The 20,631-nt window shown below is 47.3% G+C and carries 21 protein-coding genes, 5 tRNA genes and 1 riboswitch; of the genes, 17 read left to right on the top strand and 9 right to left on the bottom strand.

Annotated elements, in window-relative coordinates; all coding sequences use genetic code 11:
- Window positions 1-67: 67 nt before the first annotated feature.
- The 7 genes from HP399_RS11205 (at window position 68) to HP399_RS11240 (ending at window position 2,775) form a co-directional block, all read left to right on the top strand.
- Window positions 68-610, top strand: coding sequence for a hypothetical protein (locus HP399_RS11205; RefSeq protein ID WP_228088498.1), 543 nt, complete (start codon window positions 68-70; stop codon window positions 608-610).
- Window positions 576-1,385, top strand: a complete 810-nt coding sequence (gene thiM / locus HP399_RS11210) for a hydroxyethylthiazole kinase (protein ID WP_173617154.1) — start codon at window positions 576-578, stop codon at window positions 1,383-1,385. Before HP399_RS11205 ends, thiM begins: the two co-directional genes overlap by 35 nt.
- A gap of 886 nt (window positions 1,386-2,271) precedes the next feature.
- Window positions 2,272-2,364, top strand: a tRNA-Ser gene (locus tag HP399_RS11220).
- Between the two features lie 8 nt (window positions 2,365-2,372).
- Window positions 2,373-2,446 (top strand) — tRNA-Glu (locus HP399_RS11225).
- A 64-nt stretch (window positions 2,447-2,510) separates the two neighbouring features.
- Window positions 2,511-2,586: transfer RNA gene (locus tag HP399_RS11230), tRNA-Val, on the top strand.
- 9 nt (window positions 2,587-2,595) lie between these two features.
- A tRNA-Leu gene (locus tag HP399_RS11235) sits at window positions 2,596-2,682 on the top strand.
- A 17-nt stretch (window positions 2,683-2,699) separates the two neighbouring features.
- Window positions 2,700-2,775 (top strand) — tRNA-His (locus HP399_RS11240).
- Window positions 2,776-2,855: 80 nt separating this feature from the next.
- On the opposite strand, the gene HP399_RS11245 is transcribed toward HP399_RS11240, so the two are convergent.
- The 3 genes from HP399_RS11245 to HP399_RS11255 all read right to left on the bottom strand — a co-directional run bounded on the left by HP399_RS11245 (window position 2,856) and on the right by HP399_RS11255 (window position 4,584).
- A complete protein-coding gene (locus HP399_RS11245; protein WP_173617155.1) occupies window positions 2,856-3,224 on the bottom strand; it encodes a glyoxalase superfamily protein in 369 nt (122 codons plus the stop codon).
- Window positions 3,221-3,523 (bottom strand): DinB family protein, encoded by a 303-nt coding sequence (locus HP399_RS11250; RefSeq protein ID WP_173617156.1) that lies wholly within the window; start codon window positions 3,521-3,523, stop codon window positions 3,221-3,223. The genes HP399_RS11245 and HP399_RS11250 overlap by 4 nt, the downstream gene beginning before the upstream one ends.
- 152 nt (window positions 3,524-3,675) lie before the next feature.
- On the bottom strand, window positions 3,676-4,584 hold the full coding sequence (locus HP399_RS11255; protein WP_173617157.1) for an EamA family transporter: 909 nt from the start codon (window positions 4,582-4,584) through the stop codon (window positions 3,676-3,678).
- Between the two features lie 288 nt (window positions 4,585-4,872).
- On the opposite strand from HP399_RS11255, the gene rarD reads away from it, so the two are divergent.
- The gene (gene rarD, locus HP399_RS11260) at window positions 4,873-5,781 is read left to right on the top strand and encodes an EamA family transporter RarD (protein WP_173617158.1); all 909 of its coding nucleotides are present in this window, start codon (window positions 4,873-4,875) and stop codon (window positions 5,779-5,781) included.
- A gap of 71 nt (window positions 5,782-5,852) precedes the next feature.
- Here the strand turns inward: rarD and pdxK are convergent, their stop codons facing one another.
- Together pdxK and HP399_RS11270 are read right to left on the bottom strand one after the other, a co-directional pair.
- Window positions 5,853-6,680, bottom strand: coding sequence for a pyridoxine/pyridoxal/pyridoxamine kinase (pdxK, locus tag HP399_RS11265; protein ID WP_173617159.1), 828 nt, complete (start codon window positions 6,678-6,680; stop codon window positions 5,853-5,855).
- 170 nt (window positions 6,681-6,850) lie between these two features.
- Entirely contained in the window at window positions 6,851-7,024 is a 174-nt protein-coding gene (locus HP399_RS11270; protein ID WP_007723176.1) for a hypothetical protein, read from the bottom strand.
- 220 nt (window positions 7,025-7,244) lie between these two features.
- On the opposite strand from HP399_RS11270, the gene HP399_RS11275 reads away from it, so the two are divergent.
- From HP399_RS11275 to HP399_RS11285, 3 genes are read left to right on the top strand one after another with little or no spacing between them, the layout of a single operon-like run.
- Entirely contained in the window at window positions 7,245-7,946 is a 702-nt protein-coding gene (locus tag HP399_RS11275; protein ID WP_007723179.1) for an ABC transporter ATP-binding protein, read from the top strand.
- Window positions 7,947-7,970: 24 nt separating this feature from the next.
- Window positions 7,971-9,434: an ABC transporter permease gene (locus HP399_RS11280; RefSeq protein ID WP_173617160.1), complete on the top strand. Its 1,464-nt coding sequence runs from the start codon at window positions 7,971-7,973 to the stop codon at window positions 9,432-9,434.
- Between the two features lie 24 nt (window positions 9,435-9,458).
- On the top strand, window positions 9,459-10,976 hold the full coding sequence (locus tag HP399_RS11285; protein WP_173617161.1) for an efflux RND transporter periplasmic adaptor subunit: 1,518 nt from the start codon (window positions 9,459-9,461) through the stop codon (window positions 10,974-10,976).
- A gap of 91 nt (window positions 10,977-11,067) precedes the next feature.
- Here HP399_RS11285 and HP399_RS11290 read toward each other — a convergent pair whose 3' ends face one another.
- Together HP399_RS11290 and HP399_RS11295 are read right to left on the bottom strand one after the other, a co-directional pair.
- Window positions 11,068-11,742 carry a hypothetical protein gene (locus HP399_RS11290; protein WP_173617162.1) on the bottom strand — a complete coding sequence of 225 codons (675 nt, stop codon included), beginning with the start codon at window positions 11,740-11,742 and terminating at the stop codon, window positions 11,068-11,070.
- Window positions 11,739-12,539: a class I SAM-dependent methyltransferase gene (locus tag HP399_RS11295; RefSeq protein ID WP_173617163.1), complete on the bottom strand. Its 801-nt coding sequence runs from the start codon at window positions 12,537-12,539 to the stop codon at window positions 11,739-11,741. The genes HP399_RS11290 and HP399_RS11295 overlap by 4 nt, the downstream gene beginning before the upstream one ends.
- 192 nt (window positions 12,540-12,731) lie before the next feature.
- On the opposite strand from HP399_RS11295, the gene HP399_RS11300 reads away from it, so the two are divergent.
- Genes HP399_RS11300 through HP399_RS11310 form a run of 3 tightly spaced genes read left to right on the top strand, consistent with a single transcriptional unit; the run spans window position 12,732 to window position 15,897 of the window.
- Window positions 12,732-14,774, top strand: a complete 2,043-nt coding sequence (locus HP399_RS11300; RefSeq protein WP_173617164.1) for a hypothetical protein — start codon at window positions 12,732-12,734, stop codon at window positions 14,772-14,774.
- Between the two features lie 60 nt (window positions 14,775-14,834).
- Complete coding sequence (locus tag HP399_RS11305; RefSeq protein ID WP_228088500.1) at window positions 14,835-15,029, top strand: hypothetical protein; 195 nt, start codon at window positions 14,835-14,837, stop codon at window positions 15,027-15,029.
- 13 nt (window positions 15,030-15,042) lie between these two features.
- On the top strand, window positions 15,043-15,897 hold the full coding sequence (locus HP399_RS11310) for an EcsC family protein (RefSeq protein WP_173617166.1): 855 nt from the start codon (window positions 15,043-15,045) through the stop codon (window positions 15,895-15,897).
- Here the strand turns inward: HP399_RS11310 and HP399_RS11315 are convergent.
- Together HP399_RS11315 and HP399_RS11320 are read right to left on the bottom strand one after the other, a co-directional pair.
- Window positions 15,872-16,420 (bottom strand): GNAT family N-acetyltransferase, encoded by a 549-nt coding sequence (locus HP399_RS11315; protein ID WP_173617167.1) that lies wholly within the window; start codon window positions 16,418-16,420, stop codon window positions 15,872-15,874. The genes HP399_RS11310 and HP399_RS11315 overlap by 26 nt on opposite strands.
- Before the next feature lie 68 nt (window positions 16,421-16,488).
- A complete protein-coding gene (locus HP399_RS11320; protein ID WP_007723194.1) occupies window positions 16,489-16,929 on the bottom strand; it encodes a flavodoxin in 441 nt (146 codons plus the stop codon).
- A 140-nt stretch (window positions 16,930-17,069) separates the two neighbouring features.
- A riboswitch (Lysine riboswitch) is annotated at window positions 17,070-17,259 on the top strand.
- Between the two features lie 91 nt (window positions 17,260-17,350).
- On the opposite strand from HP399_RS11320, the gene dapD reads away from it, so the two are divergent.
- Genes dapD through HP399_RS11335 form a run of 3 tightly spaced genes read left to right on the top strand, consistent with a single transcriptional unit; the run spans window position 17,351 to window position 20,427 of the window.
- Window positions 17,351-18,061, top strand: coding sequence for a 2,3,4,5-tetrahydropyridine-2,6-dicarboxylate N-acetyltransferase (gene dapD, locus HP399_RS11325; protein WP_007723196.1), 711 nt, complete (start codon window positions 17,351-17,353; stop codon window positions 18,059-18,061).
- Window positions 18,062-18,075: 14 nt separating this feature from the next.
- Window positions 18,076-19,290: an aspartate aminotransferase family protein gene (locus HP399_RS11330; RefSeq protein WP_173617168.1), complete on the top strand. Its 1,215-nt coding sequence runs from the start codon at window positions 18,076-18,078 to the stop codon at window positions 19,288-19,290.
- 3 nt (window positions 19,291-19,293) lie between these two features.
- Window positions 19,294-20,427 (top strand): N-acetyldiaminopimelate deacetylase, encoded by a 1,134-nt coding sequence (locus tag HP399_RS11335; RefSeq protein WP_173617169.1) that lies wholly within the window; start codon window positions 19,294-19,296, stop codon window positions 20,425-20,427.
- Window positions 20,428-20,631 lie beyond the last annotated feature (204 nt).

Genomic DNA, 20,631 nt, shown 5'->3' on the forward strand with positions numbered 1-20,631 from the left:
CTGCCTAAAATGCCGAACCCGGGGGGGAGTTTTCGGCGAACAGGCCTGGGGCTGGGGGAACTTTGACATGATCGAGTCCTTCAAATACCTGGCTCACCACATCCGTACATGCGGAGAAGATTCGATTCGCGTGATTTCTGAGGACGTAGATGATTATGTAGATCAGCTGCATGGAGAGTACAACACCTTCCTTGAGCAAACGAAGCATATATTTCCGCATTCCAAAGATTGGGAGTTCCTTGATCGATGGAAAACATTAAAAGTAGAAGAAATGAAGCTAAAATGGGTCGAGGAAAACCGGATCATGCATCCAGATGATCGGATGAAAATATGTGGAGTCCTTGATGCCTTGGACATCTTAAAAGAAGGGGCGGGAAGAGTCTCCTTCAGTGCTAGCGTGACGGATGATGATGGGAAAGTGTGGAAAATCGTAGCTGACATGCGCGAATTACCCCTCTTAAAACACTCATATATCATCATTGGTGTCATGCAAGAGCATTCTATATTAGGGGAAGTCATCGAGGTGTACAAGATGATTCCACGATTCGCCGTTCAAGAGGAAAGGGGTAACGATCATGATTCTGGAGACAATCGGGCAATTACTAATTAAAGTGCGCGAGGAAAATCCACTTGTCCATAACATGACGAACGTAGTTGTCACGAACTTTACAGCGAACGGCTTGTTAGCTCTTGGTGCATCACCTGTCATGGCGTATGCCAAACAAGAGGTGGCAGACATGGCAAAGATCGCCGGAGCTCTTGTATTGAATATAGGGACATTGAATGAGCATGAGATCGAAGCGATGCTGATCGCAGGAAAATCGGCGAATCAGCATGGCGTTCCTGTTTTGTTTGATCCAGTGGGAGCGGGAGCAACATCGTACCGAACCGAAACAAGTCAACATCTTGCGCAGGAACTCGATCTTACCCTCATTAGAGGAAATGCTGCCGAGATTGCCAATGTCATCGGGGAGCGTTGGGAGATTAAAGGTGTAGATGCGAAGGAATCGGGCGGAGATGTCGCGGACCTAGCGAGAGCAGCAGCGAAAAAGCTAAGGACAATCGTTGCGATTACAGGCAAGGTCGATGTGATTTCGGATGGAGAAACGACTTACTCGATCCATAATGGTCATCCAATCTTAACAAAGGTGACCGGAACTGGCTGTTTGTTAACGTCTGTTATGGGAGCGTTTGCAGCCATTGAAAATGACAAGCTGATCGCTGGTGCTGCAGCATTGGTATGCTACGGTGTTGCTGCGCAGCTGGCAGCAGAGCAAGCTGCAGGAGTAGGTCCAGGCAGTTTCCAAGTCGAATTTTTGAATGCCTTGCATAACTTGACCGCAGACGATGTTCGCCGTTTTGGGTTCATCGAAAAAAAACAATAAAAATTCCCCTTTATAAAAGGGGAGAAAAATGGCCGTAGAACGATTAAGCTAGATATGTTAGACAGTAGCTGTAATTTCGTAGTGAATAAGACAGCAGCTTCTTCTGGTGCTCTGATAGTGATAAGAATATAAATTCTACTTGATCATCATCGTATGGACGGACATAAAAACGGGAAATACCATGACAAATAATTTCTCTCTTTAACGTCAGCGCCACACTGGCGTCTGTTCGTATGTGCAATTCCACGCTGCGTACCCTCCTTGGACATTCAATAGAGTACCAAAAAAATACAAGGAAAAACAAGGTGATTTTGTCTGATTCATGTCCAAGTTGTTACCGTTTTTTGGATGAAAACTGACAAGGAAAACGATTCAGAAAAAACTAGCGGGGATTGTTGGGAAAGCATCCTGTTCGAGAGAAAAAATTCGAGATGAGACCGGCCATTCTCCCTTTTTCCGTTGAGTTATTTACTTTATTTCGAAGGCAGCGTACGAGCTCCTGATCGCAATGACAAGAAAAATAGCCGTGCTTTTGATAGCAACCATCATGCCTCTTGCAGCATCTGTCGACGTCATCAATCGGCGCACCCGGCCCGGAGCATCCAGGCCCACACCAGTTTCCGTACAAACAGGGGAAGCCTACTGAACGGCGTTTTCTTTTTGACAACTGGCATCACTCCGTCTTGTAAAGGAATACTACTTGTATCATATTGAACAGAACGTGAAGTTGCTTTAGGCAATCTCCCTTTTTTCTTTTTGAATGAAAAACGCCTAAGATTGATGAAACGACGGTCGTACGAGGGGAAAACTTTCAAAATATCACTTGAAATCATGTTGTGAATATGATAGATTAGTTCTTGCCGAAGCGAACGCTTGCAGGCTCGATGGATGGATGTCCGAGCGGCCGAAGGAGCACGATTGGAAATCGTGTAGGCGGTGTCGAACCGTCTCGTGGGTTCAAATCCCACTCCATCCGCCATCATACTTGGCCCGTTGGTGAAGCGGTTTAACACAGCAGCCTTTCACGCTGTCATACAGGGGTTCGAATCCCCTACGGGTCACTTTATACCCCACAAAGTGAAGTGAATGCTTTGTGCGGGGGCCTCAACAACTGGTTTGGGGTATGGAGGCTTAGCTCAGCTGGGAGAGCATCTGCCTTACAAGCAGAGGGTCGGCGGTTCGATCCCGTCAGCCTCCACCATTTTAATATGCGGTCGTGGCGGAATTGGCAGACGCGCTAGATTCAGGTTCTAGTGGTGGCAACACCGTGGAGGTTCAAGTCCTCTCGACCGCACCAAGCAAACTCTATATATGGCGGTCGTGGCGAAGGGGTTAACGCACCGGATTGTGGCTCCGGCACTCGTGGGTTCAAGTCCCATCGATCGCCCCATATATGTTCAAAATGTAAAATGAAATAGCCCAGCGGTGGCTCCTGTAAAGGAACTCCGGCTGGGCTTTCTTTATATCCGTCTACGATTGAGCAATAGGCTGATAAAAATGAAGGCGATTGCCAAAAGGATCGGTCACGCTCACTTCACGCGTTCCCCACGGTGTCTCCTCCAGACCGGGACGAGCGTACATGTATCCTTTATGCAACAGTGACTGATGAAAAAGCTCGATGTTCTCTACCTGTACGCGAATTGCTGAGCCAGGACAAGCATCCCCGTGATGCTCGGATAGATGAAGCGTGCACGATGGTGAAGAAATTTGCATGTACAACGGAAAATGATCCTCGTAACGATGCTCCCAATCAATCTGAAACCCTAGAAACTCCACATAAAACTCTCTTGCCTTCTCAACGTCAAACATACGAAAAATCGGCGTTATGTTCTCATTCATTTGCCTAGAAACCTCCGGATTGTATTGAGGGAAGTGAGGTGCACCCACCAGTCAGCTGGCTTTGTCCCGAAGTTAAACCATTCGTTGAAGCCAGAGGGGATTGGGGGCGTTTCTTTTGTAAGGTGAGCGATCCATAAATACTGATCGAGATAGATGTGTCCCAGATTCCACAAGATATTGTTGGAGAAACCATCGGGAATGATGTTCACATCTTCATCCGTCAAACCATCGATTGCTTTTAACGTCTCCTGTCGATAATCCTCTAGTTGCTGGAATAGCACCCTATGCCGCTTTTCCATACATATTCCCCCCTTTTGAGTGGCAGTCTTTGCAAATAGATTCGAGTCAGAGAATCTACCTTCCTTCTATAGAGAAGGGGGTGTATCAACAAAAAAGCGCGCAGAACCAGCTCGTCTGCACGCTTTTTTTATGCTGTGTATAGGAAACGGCGCTACATTCTTTCCTGCTCGAGGGTGTGAGAAGGGGAGAATAGTTTCCGCCATTTTACTTGCGGTACACAAATGGCAGCGAGGATCATGAATACGCCACCCCATTGAGGGAGCGATACAGTCTCTTGAAGCACGAAACTCGACAAGAGCACGACTGTAGGTAGCTCGACTGCACTTAAAATGGTAGCCAGTCCATTGCCGATCCGCGGAACACCGACAGCCAAACAGAAGATCGGGATGACCGAACCGAAGATCGCAACCAAAAGACCGAGCGGCAGCAAACCTTGCAGAAGCTGACCATTTACTAGGAAAGTCGGTGGATAAACGATCGAGAGCATCAGAGCAGCCATACTAATCGAAATCGCGCTTCGCAAGTATGGATCCATTCCAGGGAGAATTCGCCCGCTGAAGAAAATAACCAAGGCAAAGGTCGCGCCCGACATCAGACCGAAGAACAGTCCGACCATGTCTACATTCTGAATGCCGCTTTCGCCAAGTCCACTTGCAAGAACCGTCCCTACTCCAAGCATAACCAGAGACGCCCATTTTTCAGCGGTCGGCCATTTGCGATCCACAATCGCCTCCAGCAAGACACCGATCCAGGTAAACTGAAAGAGGAGAACGATTGCGAGCGAAGCAGAGACCCGGCTAACAGCCTGATGGTAAAAAAGACTGGTTGAGGCCATCATGAGGCTGGCTGGTGCCAAAAGCAAGAAATACTTGAACGAAAACCGCTGCTTGGAGAAAAAGATGGCCATGACCGTCATGATCAATCCGCCAAAAATCAATTGGCTTCCACTCATTTCAAAGGGCGTAAAGCCGAGTTGAAAAGCATGCTTCATGAAGATCGAGAGGACACCGTAGCTGCACGCACCAAGTAAAACTAAGAAGATAGATCGCCAGTATGTCATAAGTAAAAGTTCCTTTCGTATGACTAAACTCGGAAGAATAATGACTATTGTACTACAGGTCTAAACGTGGTACAATAAAATTTTTGTCAACTCTTTACTATGCTACTAAGGTAATTAGCTAGCTGCATGCATTGGTAATATGGTAACGGATGAAAGTGTAGGAGACTCCTTATTCTACGTGAGAATACATAGCTGTTTTTTCATATTTCCGTTACACTACTCCATAGAGAAGAAGTTTAATAAGTCGTCTATAGAGAAAGAGAAGGCGAAACACATGGAGGAGCAAGGATGAGACAGGGGATTATTTACGCAATTGTGGCGTATTTGGCTTGGGGGTTACTCCCGCTCTATTGGAAGCTGTTTCAAGTAATGGGGGCATGGGAGATACTCGCTCATCGAATCGTCTGGTCGATTATTTTTGTCGCAATCATTATTCAGGTAACGAAACGCTGGCGCAGTATGTGGAGAGCGGTTACTGGTTTTAAAATGTTCGGAGCATTAGCGATATGCTCACTTTTAATCAGCGCAAACTGGCTCATTTTTATCTGGGCTGTGAATAACGATCAAGTCATGCAAACGAGTCTTGGCTACTACATGAATCCTCTCATCACTGTACTGCTCGGAGTCATTTTCTTAAAAGAAAAAATGCATGCTGGGCAATGGCTCGCGCTAATACTCGCGGCTTTTGGAGTCATGTTCATCACCTTCCAGTACGGTGAGATTCCATGGGTCTCTCTATCACTTGCCCTGACCTTTGCTTTTTACAGCTTGGCGAAAAAGCTTGTCCGGATGGAGGCGATGATCGGACTGGCGTGGGAGACGCTGTTTGTGGCCCCTATTGCTTTCGGCTATCTGTTGATGATACAGGTCAATGGGACGGAGACGATGACATCCTTAGCGTGGTGGCAGCTTTTGTTGCTGACGCTGGCGGGGGTAGCTACTGCCATGCCGCTCTACTGGTTCGCCAAAGCAACGACTACACTCCCACTTTCCGTTGTGGGCTTCATTCAATACTTGGCGCCTACGATATCGCTCCTATCAGCTGTTTTCTTGTTCGGTGAGCCTTTCACCCAAACACATCTCATCAGCTTTGGATTCATTTGGTCTGCGCTCATCGTATTTACGGTGTCTTCCGTACGCATGAAACGAAAAGCTACCCCAATCAATCCCAAGGTGGCTATCAAAAAACAAGCGTAAACATAAGAAAACTCCTGACCAGCCGAGGAAGACTCGGATATGGTCAGGAGTTTTTGTTTACAAGGACGTAATTAGCAAATCGCTTCGCCGTGCTTTTTCATGCGGTACGCACCGTGATTAGTAGGTCCCACATATTTATTGAGCGCAAACGAGTGGCGAATCGCTTCGGTAATAAATTCTTTGGCAACAGCTACTGCGTTGTGTACGGTGCTTCCTTTTGCCAATTCCGCACAGATTGCAGCTGAGAACGTGCAGCCAGCACCATGAGTAAAGCTCGTTTCAAAGCGCTCTGATTCCAATACTTCGATCGTTTTCCCATCATAGAAAACATCTACGGCATTTCCGCTTTGAAGCTTGCTGCCGCCTTTTACAACGACATAAGAGGTGCCGAAGTCGTGGATGCGCTTTGCCGCTTCCTTCATGTCATCGACACTTTTCAGCGCGCCCATTTGGCTGAGAATACCAGCTTCGAACAGGTTAGGAGTCGCAACTGTTGCGTGCGGGAGCAAGACTTCACGCAGGCTGACTGCAATTTCTGGATGGAGCGCTTCATCAGCACCCTTACAGATCATCACAGGGTCAACGACAACATTTTTCAAATCGTATTGTTTTATTTTACGGGTAGCGAGGTCAACCAGTTCAGTGGTTCCGAGCATCCCTGTTTTTACAGCATCTACGCCAATTCCTGCGAGTACGGTTTCGATTTGTTTTTCCAGGATCGTAACATCGATCGGAAACACTTCGTGAAACCATTCGTTATGTGGATCTTGGGCTACGATAACGGTGAGGGCAGTCATCCCGAAAACACCAAGCTCCTGAAACGTTTTGAGGTCTGCTTGCTGACCAGCTCCGCCGCTGGTGTCGGAACCTGCAATGGTGAGTGCTTTCTTCATGGTCATTGTGATTATCTCCCTTTGTATACCGCTGCACAATCGAAGCGGATCTGTACTGTCATGCACTGTAATGCCTCTCTCTATATTAAAGAGGAAGAAATCGGTGCTGTCAATAATATCCCCAAAATATAAAAACCGCCTCCCGTAGCGGGCAAGCGGTTTATGTATGTGTGCATTTATGCTTGAGAAGCAGCGTGGTGAAAAGAGAAGCTGATGGTAGTGGACATGGACTTGGAACGCTTGGTTGCAAGTTGTTTGGCTTGCTTTGCTGCCTCAAACATACTGGGTGCCTTGATGATTTCAACCCATCTGCGTGTTGCTGTTTCAAATAAAAAGCGATAGATAGTCATCTTCTTCGACCCTCCATGGTTTGTTGACATCTACATTGTAGTACGTAACAGCCTGCAAAAGGTTACATAGCTGTTACATATTTTTGAAGAATATATGGTTATTCTGTAAATCGTAAATTGTTTCCGAAAGTAGCGTTACGTTTTGCGAAATGTTACGTCTTTAGTATGTGATGTTTACGAAATCTTCCATTTTGAAAGAACGAATGAGGTGCGACAAACGATGGTCAATTCAACAGGAGAGCTGACGGTGACAGGGGTCAATCACAGCTACGGAACGGGAAAAATCAAAGTACCCGTGCTGTATGATATCAACCTTCATATCAACAAGGGAGAATTCGTGGCTTTGTGTGGCTCGTCGGGATCAGGCAAGTCTACGCTCTTGAATTTGCTTGCAGGTTTGACCAAGCCGGAGGAAGGGAGTGTCACGGTTAGCGGAGCACAGATTTCCAGCTACAGCGAAAACGAACTATGCATGTTTCGCCGTAAAAATATGGGATTTATCTTCCAGTCATACAATCTGCTCCCCAATCTGACAGCGTTGGAAAACGTGGAACTTCCCTTGATTTTTGCAGGTGAAAGCAAGAAAAAACGTCGGGCTAAAGCAACGGACATCCTACACCGAGTAGGGCTGGAAGGTCGTATTGACCACAGACCCAATGAGCTTAGTGGTGGACAGCAGCAGCGTGTCAGTATCGCGAGAGCGCTTGTCAATCAGCCTGGCATCATCTTGGCGGATGAGCCGACGGGGAACTTGGACTCGAAGACGGAACAAGAGATTCTCCTATTAATGAGAGAAATGAACAAGGAAAATGGGACTACGTTCATCATCGTTACCCATGAGCAGGAAGTAGCGGAACAGTCCGACCGCGTCATTTATCTCCAGGACGGACGGGTTGTACAAAAAAGGACAAGACCAGCGTAGGCGAGGGTATGAGGTGAACAAACAGTGAAGGTAATGGATTCTTTTCGCATCGTCTGGAGGAACCTGTGGCGAATGAAGCTGCGGACAGCCCTCACGTCGGTTGGTGTTATGATCGGGACGGCTGCAATCGTCGCGATGATGGCACTTAGTTTAGGGCTTAAGGAAAGTGCAGTAAAAAGCTTGGAGAACTTCGGAAACTTGACAGAGATGGACGTCGAGCCATTGCGTTGGTACGAGGAAAATGGCGAATGGATTGATGTTCCGGAGGATAAAGTCAAGAAGCTGAATATGCAAGCGGTGCAGGAATTAAAAAAGATTTCTGGCATTCAGGCAGTTATGCCGATAAAAGAATTACGAGAGCAAGCGAAGCTTAAGGTAGGTAGACGAGAAGGTTACGTACAGCTAATTGGGGTGGATGTGAATGAGTCGGCTGCCTATCGCAAAAATGACATTGAAAAAGGAAGCTATCTGACAGGCGCCCCACAAGAGATAGTGGTTGCTTTCGATGTATCCAGAGAAATGCGCGACGTAGAAAAGGAAAAGCGCGAGGAACGGCGAAGAAAGGCCGGAGCTGGACGGCATGAAATGTCTCAGATGCCACCTCCTGATATAGGGGGCGGAGAAGCACTGGCCTTCAATCTCGTAGACAGAGCAGGGACTCTCATCTTGTCACGCGAATATCGCATCGACGATGAACCGAAATACGAGAAAAAAGAACTGCGTGTGAAGGTTGTCGGTCAATTAAAAAAGTCTGAAGAACGTAACTCGTCAGCCGCGGTTTATGTACCGATTAACGTAGTGAAAGAGCTGAACGAGTGGGTCACGCGCAGTCGAGGTGACGAAGTCGAAGAGGGAGCATCGCGCAGATCACGCGATAAAGCCAAAAAGGATACCTTTGAATTTGACAGAATTACAGTCAAGGTAGAATCTCGTGAAAAGGTAGAGGGTGTAGTCAAAGCGTTGAAGGAAAAGGGCTTTGAAGTATGGTCGCCTGCACGTGAGCTGGAAACCATCAATAACTTCTTCTTCGTGATTCAGATGGTCCTCGGAGGAATTGCAGCAATCTCTTTGCTCGTCGCAACCATTGGAATCGTCAATACGATGATCATGTCGATTTTAGAGAGAACCAAAGAGATTGGTATCATGAAAGTAATCGGAGCCACTGTGTTGAATATTCGCTGGCTGTTCTTAATGGAATCAGGCTTTATTGGTTTAATTGGTGGACTCGCTGGTCTCGGCATGGCGTGGGGAGCGGTTGAGCTCGTGAATTACTTCGGAGCGTCTGGCGGTCTCTTGGATAGTCTGAACATGGGCTACGGTGGTGGTGGTGGTGATCCAGAGGCTGAGCCAACAAAATTGGCGGTCATTCCGAGCTGGCTGGCATTCTTTGCGATTGGCTTCTCCTTTATTATTGGGGTGTTGGCGGGAATCTTCCCGGCGATCCGTGCGTCTCGTTTAAGTGCACTGCAAGCGATTCGATCTGAATAAGTGATGAAATGTGAGGAACGTAAGATGAACAAGAAAAAATGGATCATTATCGCCACAGTCGTGGCCGTTCTTGGAGGGGGAAGCTATTACGGCTATTCGTACTTCAAGGGCGAAGAGGTTACAGAAGAAAAGCCAGAAGAAAAACCGAACTTCCCGACAGCGCTCGTGGAACGTGGTGACGTCAAGAAGACGATCAACTCAGCAGGTACAGTGGAAGCGAAGGCGCGTGAGGAAGTCAAGCCAGAGCTCAGCGGCAAGGTGCAACGTGTGCTAGTTAAGGAAGGGCAGTCCGTAAAAAAAGGCGATGTTTTGTTCACGATCGATAGCTCGGATGCACAGTTAGAAATTCAAAAGCTGGAGCTGGACATTTTAAAGGCGAAAAAAGAGCTAAGTGAAATTAAACAAAAGAAAGACAAGATCACGGCTACTAAAGAAGGAAAAGTGGTTGAGGTCCTTGTAGAAGAAGGGCAAGATGTAAGACCGGAGCAGGTAGTAGTCAAGCTTGCTAATACCGACTATTTGAAAATAATTGGGCAATTTACCTCCTATGAGTCTGAACGATTCAGTGTAGGTCAAAAAGTGAAGGTATTCATTCCGACTTCCATGTATTTTGTGGATGGTGTTGTTACGGAAGTGGATAGAATAGGTGAAAAAGTAGAAGGTGCTGGCGGAATTCACAATGTCGAGGTATTGGTTAAGAAGCCTGGGGCCATTTATGTTGGGGACAAGGGTGTGGTACAGTATACGGATGATAAGGGCCTCTTATATGTAAGCCGTAATCAGAAAGAATTCCAGTTGCCTGATGAAATAGAAATTTTGGCGGGTACTCACGGAAAAATTGGCAAGATCGACGTAAAAAAGGACGATGTAGTCAAAGTAGGACAACAACTGTTCAAGATGGATATGGAAGCGTCCGGTATGGAGCTGATGGAAAAAGAGCTCGCGCTAAAAACGTCCTTATTGAACATGGAGCAGAAAAAGCGTGAAATTGCGAAGAATCAAGTAACAGCGCCAATTGGCGGTGTAATCACCAAGCTAGGTGTTAAACAAGGCGAAGCGCCAGGATCAGATCCTGCAGCCATTATTATGGACACGACTTCTGTTTACTTTGTGGCAGCCGTTGGAGAGCTTGATATTCCCGAGATTAAAATCGGACAAAATGTCGATGTTTATGTGTATGCATTTGGTACCGAGCCGTTTAAAGGCAAAGTCATAGAGCTCCCGAAAGAAGGGAAAAAAGAAGACAAGGAAGTTCGTTTCGCGGTAAAAGTGGAACTGCTAGACAAGGCTGATTTTAAGCATGGGATGACGGGAGACAACGATATTATCGTCGCCCAAGCACAGAATGTCCTGCGCTTGCCAAGCAATGCGGTTGAAATTCTGGGGCCAGGTCAAGGAACGGTAATGGTGAAAGATCCGAGCACCGGAGATCCAATGCCGAAAGACGTAGAAATCGGTATTGAAGGATTTGATTTTATTGAAATCAAAGGCGGCTTGAAAGAGGGAGAAGAGGTTCTGGTGACCAACTCCGAAGGCATGTAAAAGCCAATCGAATTGTGTTTATAGCGACAGCCCCGTTGCCACTGGCCAAAGACCTGAGCAAACGGGGCTGTTTTTTACACGCTTACGCTTTTCAACGGTTTGAACGCAATCGTAACGTTGCGGACATTTGCGACGTCAAACTATGTAAAGGATGGGAAATTGTACAGCCGTTTTCCTTCGCAAACTGATCAGCAACAGGTGCCATGGAGAGCTGTGCCACTGCAATAGGCTGGTCTGGAAACGTATGATGGAGTTGATACAGGGCGTCTTTAATCGCTTCTCTGTACGCTTCCTGCTTGTTTTCCATGAGCAGGGCAAAAGCATTTTCAACGATGGTTACTTGTATCTCTGGATGAAGGTTGTGGGAGTGGGCGTGTTGTGCGAGACGCTCCATCGTAGGTTGGACAGTAGCGGGATTGGAGAACAGAAGAACTTGTGGCTCAGTATATCGTGCAAGCTCGTGAAAAAAAGGTCCATCGATTGTGAAGATGGGAACAGTGGCAGTTGCCTCATCCTCAGGTGTTACCAGTGCGGCATACTGCGTGCAAGTAATCACGATTGCATCGACCGCGCAGCTTTGCATCCAGGCTAGTTGATCACGTAATTTGACATGTGCTTGTTCCTTGGTATGGATAGGGGTTCCCGCGTTTTGTAGGAGTAAACCTGGATCAACAAAATGAATGAGCTCTACTTCAAAGGCTGCGAACGCATCTGATAAGAGGGAAATATTCGAATAATGTCCATGGAGACAGGCAATACGGGTCATCGTGCAGCTCCCCCATGAAGAGTATCATTCTCTGATTTCTTATGGGCAAGGACGCGAATACGCTTGTAATCGAGCACCCAGTGACCCTCTTGAAACAGGGCAGGACGCAGTAAGTCAGTGACTTCCCTACATACTTGCTGGATTTCATCTGAGGACAGTCCCGCAAAAAAAGGACTGCAAAAAGAATTCAGCCAATGCGAAAGCCCCAAGTCCCCATCAGCCATGACTGTCGGACGATCAAAATGGGAGGCAAGTACGACATGGAAGCCTTGCTTCTCCAAAAGGGTCGTGTACTCTCCCATGCTGGGAAAATACCAAGGTGAGCGCTCATCAGCAGATATTCCTTTTCGCGCCAATACAGTTCGCAATGCCTTTGTGATTTGTCCGCAATTGCCGTGTCCTCCAAATTCGGCAACAAAGCGTCCACTGGGAGCAAGAGCCAACCAAATGGTTTCAATGACTTCTGCAGGACGTTTCATCCAGTGGAGTGCGGCATTGGAAAAGACAGCGTCGTAACGGACATCTGTACGATACGTATGCGCATCGGCTACTTCAAAGGCAAACGGAGGATATTTTTGGCGAGCAGTCTCAATCATGGCGGTAGAAAAATCGATTCCTGTCACATTTGCTCCTGCAAGCGATAGTTGAGCACACAGGTCGCCTGTTCCACAGCCTAAGTCAAGAATGCTTTCTCCAGGAGCCGGCTGTAGCCAGTCCACTAACCCTTTGCCGTATTCAGAAACGAAATTCATTTTGGCGTCGTACAGTCCGGCATTCCATTGATTGGTTTGGACCATCTGAATCCCCTCCCTTTCATCCATTTTTACCGACTGGGGAGATATAAGTCAAATCTATATAAATTATAAACTGAATAGTATTTAACTATATCAAGCACGAGAAAAAGCATTATGGTTGTAAAGGATATTTCGCTGTTTTTGTCGAATGATCACAGTTGAAAAATTGTAAGGAAGAAAGTAGGAGGACAATTCGTGAAAAAATGGGTTGTAAAAGCACTTCTAGTGTGTTTGGCAACTGGCACCTTTTTATCAGGTGTGTCAGTACCGCCAGCCATGGGGGCCGGGGCAACAGCATCCATGAAAAAAAACAGCCAAGTATCTAAGCCAATCCGGCAGCAGCCTGTTCACGATATGGTTATCTTTAACGATTATCAGGTTGCAGGACTGGATTCAAATGGTTGGAACTGGGTGAAGAACGATGAGTTTATTCTTCCTCCAGAGACACCACTTGATATTGACGTGATACAGACCACTTATGGAAGTGGAACCAACCTCAATCGGAAGCAAGTTTTATTGGATGGCGTAGAGTTATCGGAGTATCAAGCCGAAAATACCTCGTCACAGACTTCATTCAAATGGCAAGTACCTCGGTTTACTATTCCAGCACAAAAGCTGTCTGCTGGCTCGCATACCTTGACCTTTATTGTGACGGATGCCAAGGGGAAGAGCAGCACGTTGCATGTGCGATTTATGGTAGAGGCCAAAAATTACCCGAGCATATTTAATGGGGAAAAGGCAGAGGGAGAACCAGTACCAAGTGGCGGGCAAACGGCGATTTTTGGAATGATGGGTTCACACGACTTTACCAGTTCTGTACCGGGCACATGGAAATTAACAAATAAGTCCACGAGTACAGAGATGAGGTCTGTTCCTGCGACAGTATTTTCGACGGGGACATTGTTGACGGGGCAATATGAACTCCTCTTTGTTCCGGATGATACAACCATGTCACCTTGGATGACGACGATTCAGGTAGGCGTTGCAGAACTGTACATGGGAACGGATACAAGCGGTCAAAAGCTGACGCAAGATCAGAAAATAACAGCTCCAGCAGCACCAGGGAAGGTTTCATTGTATTCGCCCATCCCAGGAAGATGGTCGGTGAACGGAACAGGACAAACCTTGACAGACGCGCAACATTTTGAGGTGGACATTCCTGAGAGACTGGCTGGAATCACAATCGCTGTTACCTTTGAGCCTGTTTCGGTGCAAAAAGAGACATCGTCTATGTGGGGCGATACTTCGGCGACAACGGTTCAAATACAAATACCAGGTGCACCAAATGCCTGCGGCCCTGCTACTGGAAATGTTACGATGGATGTGTTGATGAAGCAGAACGAGCAATCAACACCGAGGGTAGAAAAGATGAACCTGTATTCCTCTGATAATACAGTCAAGCTGTATCAGAATCCTGTTCATGTGATCTGGCTGGCAACTGCTGCCGAGCACATCGAATATGGAAGTGAAGCGGATGATGATGAGGGGCCGGGTGTATGGGCGATCGATAACGTCATTGTCGACGAGAGCAAATTGAATTGGGATCACACGGCATTGCTGTTGTCCGGTTATAAGCCAGGTCGCTACAAAGTCAACTACTATAGCAAAAGAGACCCGGCGCAAGTATGGTGCGGCTACGTTCAAGTGATAGAAGATTTGCCTCCAATCAAGTCGTATCCGGCATGTGAGCCGGGTGATACAGGGGTAAGTCCGCCAAGCTCGCCACTTCTTCTTCGAAGCGAGAGCGGCAAGGAATACCGGGACGGACAAAAGATTACCGTGAACGCAGGCGATAATCTCGAAGAATGGGAAGACCTAAGGCTGATCGCTACTCATGCTGAGCTTGTCGGATCCAAAAAGATCAGGGATAAGAGCGAAAAGAAGGCCTACTATATGCCGAAATTTGAATGGAAACATGGCGAGATCGGTATTGGTGCCAGTCGGAAGCACAGTAACGGTACCATTTCCTCAGAAAATCGGATCGAGATCTTTTCCGGGGAGGAAGAGATCGCTAGCATCAAGCCTAGCAAAGGTGATGGCGACGATGGCGAGGGGCTTGAATCACTGAATTTGAAAAGGTATATCGATATGGATAAGCCTGGAGAATACAAGATCAAGGTAACGAATACGCTCACAAACAAGACCTGCACGGTTATCAACTCCAAAAGAAAGTACACGAAGAAAACCGATGTAAATGAGCGCAATGAAACATTGACGATTACAATTGAAGTGAAGTAGGTAGGTAGACCCCCTTGCATTTTGGCATGGGGGTTTTCGACTACAAGGGGAGGAAGTCCTGTGACAAACGAGCAGAAGGCGATCTTGGAAAAGTTCGGGTTTCGAATCGAAGGAGAGCAAGTGAAACATTTGAAGCTGGGAATCGTAAGAAATAAAAAAGAATTCGTCTCTCACGCCACGTCAGAAGAGTTGCAGGACTACATCAAGTCTATCTTGCGCAACCAATGTCAGTGGAAGCGAGGAGAATCTGAATGAGCAGCCAGGGAGGTTGTTGGGTTTGAGGGAGTCTAGGGAGACATTAGTTACGGCATTACGTGAAGTGGAGGCTTGGGAGAAGGACCAGAACGACTTGTGGTTCTGGGAAAAGCTTGGCAGACTTCCTTTTGTTCTATTAGATCGGATTACGCCTGCTTTCGTTCAAGAGAAGCTGGGAAAAGCCGTAGATGAAATGGCAGCCTTTCTTGAGACAGGTGGAACTTATTTGGTGCAGGATGAACCGATTTACAAACGGTTTGGCAAACGAGTAGAGGGACAGGGCACGTCTGTTATTGGCAAAGAGGAGATTGCCGCTGTACCGCTTACGATCATGAATGATGTCGCAATGGAGCTAAAGGATTCACGTGCGAATTTTGCAACGGTACAAGGTGCCACGACTGGCTTCGGAGGGATTTTTACCCTCGCGATCGATATCCCGTTGTTGATGGGGACATCCCTAAAAGTATTACAAGAGATGGCTCTTGCCTATGGTTATCGACCTGAAGAGAAGAGGGAGCGGCTGTTCGTCGTCAAATGCTTGCAGTTTGCTTCATCAGACATTGTAGGGAAAAAAGCGATACTCGCTGAGCTCTCCCGCTTTGATGATCCAAATGCGCAGAGAGAGGTAATGGCGCAATTGCAGGGATGGCGTGAAGTCGTGGTAACGTACACTGAAAACTTTGGGTGGAAAAAGTTATTTCAAATGGTGCCCATTGCAGGTATTTTGTTTGGGGCGTATTTGAACCGCTCAACCGTCCAGGATGTCGCCGAAGCGGGGATGATGCTGTACCGCAAACGGCGCATCCTGGAGCGGCTACGTGAGAGCGAAAAGAGCGAGGAAATTACTGAGACCACTCCTCAACAGTAAGAGCGTAGAGGAGATGGTCCTCCCATACACCGTTAATTTGCAAATAGCGTAACGACAGTCCTTCTTGGCGAAAACGGTTTTTTTCCAAGACGCGAATGGAAGCTTGATTGCGAGGCATAACAGCAGCTTGTACCCTGTGCAGCCCAGCATCCATTAAAGCAAAGTGAAGGGCGAGATTTACTGCTGCTGTCGTATAGCCTTTGCCATTGCACTCCTGATCCATAAAGTAGCCAATCGTAGCATTTTGCCACGCGCCGCGTGCGACATTCGACAACGCTACACGTCCAATCATCTTTCCGGATTCTCGTGTGAATACGCCGAAAGCATAGGCTGTGCCACGTTCAAAATCATTCTGTGCTTGCGAAATCTGTTCTTGCTGTCCTGGAAGGGTCAGAAATGAAGCGGGGCGGATCGGTTCAAATGGTTGGAGAAAGTCATGATTACGCAGCCGAAGCTCTAGGAGCTCGGCTGCGTCTTGTTGTTGGAGAGGCCGTAAGAGAATCTCGTCTGTATGTAGTGACATGAGATCAATCCTCCTTAAAAAGTTGGATTGATAGTATATCATGTGCCAGAGTATTTGGGAAACATCAATTAGCCGAGCAATTCAGCAAACGATACCCCAAATGCTTTGCAAGTTTCCACTTCTTTTGCAGTAGGAGAAAGCTCGATTTTCAAACCTTCCAAAGGAGTTTCCGCACCACGCTCGCTCGCCTTTTTCAGCAAAATATCAACAGCTGCACCGACATGCTCGTAAGCGGAGTCGCAAGAGCCAAAAGCAACTACCTTTTTCCCGCTGAGGTCAATATCGTCCATTTCCTCATAAAAATCCAGGCATTCGTCTGGCAATTCGCCATCACCCCATGTGTAGGCACCAAGCAAGATTCCGTCGTAAGCTTCGAGTTCTTTTGCGTTCGCATCCATCACTTCTTTTATCTCCAGCTCAGCACCAGTTGAACGAATACCTTCTGCAATTGCTTCAGCAATTTCCTGTGTATTCCCTGTCATGCTCGCGTATACCATCAAAATGCTCATAAAACGTAAAACCTCCAATTAGATAATGAGTATCATTCTCACAAATAAAATTAATGAAAATGAGAATCGTTGTCAATAACTTTTTTCTTATTGCCACGTTTCATTGATTTTGGTAGAGTTAAATAAAATTATAATAATATACTCTAAATAGAGGTGCGCCGAAGAAGAGTAAGTCTTTTCGCAATCTGCCAGGGGGCAGGAGAAGGAAGAAAGGCTAAAGCGCCGAAGCTTATGCTATGCCCCTACGTAGCACAGGCTGGGGTGTCTCATGAAAAATGAACATCCTGTCACAAGGGACCTCAAGTCTTTTTGTGGAGCGCTATTTATGATTTGCTTATGTAGTATCAAAAGCAATGAGATAGCGAATGCACTCATTGCTTTTTTTGATTTACCATGCTGTTATTTTGAGGAGGATGTAACTATGAACATGATGGATGCTAACGAAATTATCGCGTTTATTCAAAAAAGCGAAAAGAAAACACCAGTGAAGGTATATGTGAAAGGGAACCTGGAGGGAATCGACTTCGGTGCGAGCTCCAAAGCTTTCATTACTGGTCCTACTGGTGTTGTTTTTGGTGAGTGGAAAGAGATTGAGCCAGTGCTCGCGGCTAACGCAGACAAAATTGAAGATTATGTGGTAGAAAGCGACCGTCGCAACTCCGCTATTCCATTGCTGGATACAAAAGGGATTCAAGCGCGTATTGAGCCAGGCGCAATTATCCGTGACCAAGTGACAATCGGTAATAATGCGGTCATCATGATGGGTGCTTCCATTAACATCGGTGCAGTCATCGGTGAAGGTACGATGATCGACATGAATGTTGTAGTAGGTGGACGTGGAACCATCGGGAAAAACTGCCACATCGGCGCGGGATCGGTTATCGCGGGCGTTATCGAGCCGCCATCTGCACAGCCAGTTGTTGTCGAGGACGATGTTGTCATCGGAGCAAATGCTGTCATTCTGGAAGGTGTACGCGTAGGAAAAGGTGCTGTCGTTGCAGCGGGTGCTGTCGTGATTGAAGATGTACCTCCATACGTAGTAGTTGCGGGAACGCCTGCACGTGTGATCAAGCAAATCGATGAAAAAACTCGTTCCAAGACAGAGATCAAGCAGGAGCTACGTCAGCTGTAAGGGAGAGAGTGCACATGGACTGGCGTTCGCTCGATGAACAATATATCGTCTCCTCTTACAAAAGACTTCCGATTGCCATAGAAAAAGGCGAAGGAAATTACTTGTACGATACGAACGGGAAGAGCTATCTCGACTTGTTTACCGGCCTTGCTGTAAACGTTCTGGGGCATTCTCATCCGCGCATTGTACAGGCTTTGCGTGAGCAGGGAGAGCGCTTCTTGCATATATCCAATGTATTTTTAAACACACCGGCTATTCGTTTGGCCGAGCGTTTGGTTGCGAACAGCATTAGTGGGAAAGTGTTTTTCACCAACTCTGGTGCAGAGGCTACAGAGACTGCGATCAAGCTGATTCACAAATGGACGAAGAACGAGGGAGCAGGTCGTGAAGGCATTGTTGTCTTACGCAACAGCTTTCACGGGCGAACACTCGGAGCAGTGCGTTTGACGAGGCAGGCTCACGTCTATCAAGACTTTCCTCAGCCGGCTTTTCCTGTTTATGAACTGGATGTGGAGGACACGGAAGGATTGCGAGCGATTTGCCAGGAAGCAAGGCCCGCTGCGGTCCTCATGGAGCCAGTCTTGGGTTCCGGTGGTGTCGTGCCGTTAACGGAAGCATTCTTGCGAGAGGTAGCTGCGATCTGTGAACAAGAAGGCATGCTCTTTGTCATGGACGAGATCCAGACAGGAATGGGCAGAACAGGAAAGCTGTTTGCTTATGAGCATGCAGGCGTAATGCCAGACCTTATCCTTTTTGCCAAAGGCATAGGGGGAGGGCTTCCGCTCGGCGGTGTCATCGCTGGTCCAAAGCTGATGAACCAGTTCAAACCAGGGGATCACGGAACGACGTTCGCACCATCACCACTGTCTGCTGCTCTCGGGAATGTCGTGTTGGATGAATTGCTTGATCCAGCCTTCATCGCTCACGTAGAAGAAGTCATCGCATACCTGTGGTCGGGCTTGGAAGCGTTGCGAACACGTCTTCCAGATCAGCTGCAATCCCTTCGCGGAAAAGGCTTGATGGTTGGAATTCCGCTCTCTTCCACTCCGGAAGAGGTAAGCCACTTGCAGCAAGCGTTGCTTGACGAAGGAATTCTCGTTGACGTGACGCAGAAAACGATTGTTCGTCTGCTTCCGCCACTGACGTTGACAAAAGCCGATGTGGACCGTTTCCTTGCCGTGTTTGAGGAGCAATTAAAAGTAAGATCAGGTACGAAAAAGGAGGCGTAGGGCATGACGACTTCCTTGTTTACACAAATTCGCCGAGACCTGCACCAAATACCGGAGCCAGGCTTCGCTGAAGTGAAGACGCAACAATACTTGCTCGATTATTTGAAAAAGCTTCCACAAGAGCGAATCGAGATCAAAACGTGGCGGACAGGCATTTTGGTCAAGCTGGCAGGAACAAAGCCTAAACGATTAATTGCCTGGCGGACGGATATGGATGGCCTGCCGATCGTAGAGGAAACGTCCTATCCGTTTCGCTCGATTCATGAAGGATACATGCATGCATGCGGGCATGACATGCATATGGCGATCGCTCTTGGCCTCCTGACGCATTTTACCGAGCATCCGATAGCAGATGATTTGCTGTTCCTCTTTCAGCCGGCAGAAGAAGGTCCTGGCGGTGCTGAGCCGATGATGGAAAGTGAAGAGTTTGCAGGGTGGCGACCAGACTACATTTTTGCCTTGCATATCGCGCCAGAATATCCAGTTGGCCATATTGCGACGAAGCCAGGAATTTTGTTTGCCAACACTTCTGAGTTGTACATTGATTTGGTTGGCAAAGGGGGGCATGCAGCCTTCCCGCACCAGGCGAATGACATGGTGGTTGCAGGAAGCCATCTTGTGACACAGCTTCAATCGATTATTTCGCGCAATATGGATCCATTGGATTCAGCTGTCGTAACGATTGGCAAGCTGGAGAGCGGGACGAAGCAGAACATCATCGCAGAGAAGTCCAGGCTAGAAGGGACCATCCGAACCTTTTCAATGGAATCGATGGCACTCGTCAAGAGCCGCATTGAATCTCTCGTAAAGGGAGTGGAAATAGGCTTTGATTGCCGGGCAGCGATTGACTACGGAGTTGGCTACTGCCAGGTTTACAACGAGGAGCAGCTAACGACAGACTTCATGCAATGGGTACAGGAACAATGTGAAGATGTAACTCTCATCACCTGCAAGGAAGCCATGACTGGAGAAGACTTCGGTTACTTTTTGAAAGAAATTCCCGGCTTTTTATTCTGGCTTGGGGTGCAAACGCCGTACGGCTTGCACCATTCCAAAATTGAGCCGAACGATGACGCGATCGAGGTGGCCATTCGACTGGTCTCCCGGTATTTTACATGGCTTTCGCAACAGGAGTAGCAGGTGTCAGGAGCAAAAAAAGAGTGGCTGGATAGCCGCTCTTTTTTCTGTGTCATTCCCAACCGTATTCTGGTCAAGAGTAAGAAGTAGTTACTAACATCTCTGTGCATAAGTCTTTCTTCCTAAGGTTTTTGTGCTTGTGGATAATGTGGATATTGTTGAAAAAACTTATCAGGGCAGCACAACTATTTCCTTTTCCAAACG

The organism is Brevibacillus sp. DP1.3A (assembly GCF_013284245.2).
GTDB lineage: Bacteria > Bacillota > Bacilli > Brevibacillales > Brevibacillaceae > Brevibacillus.

What these genes read in the sequence shown, in the direction of transcription:
- HP399_RS11205 (WP_228088498.1), top strand. Translation starts at nt 68, where the DNA reads ATGATCGAGTCCTTCAAATACCTGGCTCACCACATCCGTACATGCGGA.
- thiM (WP_173617154.1), top strand. Translation starts at nt 576, where the DNA reads ATGATTCTGGAGACAATCGGGCAATTACTAATTAAAGTGCGCGAGGAA.
- HP399_RS11245 (WP_173617155.1), bottom strand. Translation starts at nt 3,224, where the DNA reads ATGAATGAGAACATAACGCCGATTTTTCGTATGTTTGACGTTGAGAAG.
- HP399_RS11250 (WP_173617156.1), bottom strand. Translation starts at nt 3,523, where the DNA reads ATGGAAAAGCGGCATAGGGTGCTATTCCAGCAACTAGAGGATTATCGA.
- HP399_RS11255 (WP_173617157.1), bottom strand. Translation starts at nt 4,584, where the DNA reads ATGACATACTGGCGATCTATCTTCTTAGTTTTACTTGGTGCGTGCAGC.
- rarD (WP_173617158.1), top strand. Translation starts at nt 4,873, where the DNA reads ATGAGACAGGGGATTATTTACGCAATTGTGGCGTATTTGGCTTGGGGG.
- pdxK (WP_173617159.1), bottom strand. Translation starts at nt 6,680, where the DNA reads ATGACCATGAAGAAAGCACTCACCATTGCAGGTTCCGACACCAGCGGC.
- HP399_RS11270 (WP_007723176.1), bottom strand. Translation starts at nt 7,024, where the DNA reads ATGACTATCTATCGCTTTTTATTTGAAACAGCAACACGCAGATGGGTT.
- HP399_RS11275 (WP_007723179.1), top strand. Translation starts at nt 7,245, where the DNA reads ATGGTCAATTCAACAGGAGAGCTGACGGTGACAGGGGTCAATCACAGC.
- HP399_RS11285 (WP_173617161.1), top strand. Translation starts at nt 9,459, where the DNA reads ATGAACAAGAAAAAATGGATCATTATCGCCACAGTCGTGGCCGTTCTT.
- HP399_RS11290 (WP_173617162.1), bottom strand. Translation starts at nt 11,742, where the DNA reads ATGACCCGTATTGCCTGTCTCCATGGACATTATTCGAATATTTCCCTC.
- HP399_RS11295 (WP_173617163.1), bottom strand. Translation starts at nt 12,539, where the DNA reads ATGGTCCAAACCAATCAATGGAATGCCGGACTGTACGACGCCAAAATG.
- HP399_RS11315 (WP_173617167.1), bottom strand. Translation starts at nt 16,420, where the DNA reads ATGTCACTACATACAGACGAGATTCTCTTACGGCCTCTCCAACAACAA.
- HP399_RS11320 (WP_007723194.1), bottom strand. Translation starts at nt 16,929, where the DNA reads ATGAGCATTTTGATGGTATACGCGAGCATGACAGGGAATACACAGGAA.
- dapD (WP_007723196.1), top strand. Translation starts at nt 17,351, where the DNA reads ATGAACATGATGGATGCTAACGAAATTATCGCGTTTATTCAAAAAAGC.
- HP399_RS11330 (WP_173617168.1), top strand. Translation starts at nt 18,076, where the DNA reads ATGGACTGGCGTTCGCTCGATGAACAATATATCGTCTCCTCTTACAAA.
- HP399_RS11335 (WP_173617169.1), top strand. Translation starts at nt 19,294, where the DNA reads ATGACGACTTCCTTGTTTACACAAATTCGCCGAGACCTGCACCAAATA.